This window comes from Gracilimonas halophila (genome assembly GCF_042684365.1).
Classification (GTDB): Bacteria; Bacteroidota; Rhodothermia; order Balneolales; family Balneolaceae; genus Gracilimonas; species Gracilimonas halophila.
Map to the genome: position 1 here is coordinate 1 of NZ_JBHULI010000012.1, position 502 is coordinate 502.

At 35.7% G+C, this 502-nt stretch carries 1 protein-coding gene; it reads right to left on the reverse strand.

Going from position 1 to position 502, the window contains the following annotated elements; all coding sequences use genetic code 11:
• Positions 1-243: 243 nt before the first annotated feature.
• Positions 244-502: Txe/YoeB family addiction module toxin (locus ACFSVN_RS04940; protein ID WP_390299489.1), on the reverse strand; the 259-nt coding region annotated here is incomplete at its 5' end.

Here is a 502-nt window from a genome sequence, read left to right on the forward strand (position 1 = left end):
GCCGAATGCTGAATTTCTTTATAATCTGTAATCATAGTCTTGGGGTTTATTTCTTTCTCCAATCTATTGAAAAACGAACAATTCTGACAATTATTTATTGAGTGGAAGAGGGGGTATAACGACCCACGTTTAAGCGGCGCGGGGATTATAATTTAGTTGAAGTAGCAGAATTAATTTCTGGCAATCAAGTTTTTATCGAATCCCATTCGCGTCCGATTTAAAACGTTTTGTTATGCTACCGGATTAGTCGTAATGAGTCCACATTCTGATTACTTTAACAACTTTCTCTTTTTCGTAGACTTGATAAACCAACCGATGCTGAATGTTAATTCTCCGCGAATAAGCTCCTTCCAAATTACCAACCAATTTTTCATAGGGAGGATATTCTTCAAAAGGATTTTCCTCAATGATCTCCAATAAGTTTTTGATCTTTGATTTTAAACCGGAAGAAGCTGCTTTCTTGGCATCCTTTTTTGCTTGTTTAGTATAAACGAGTTTGTAT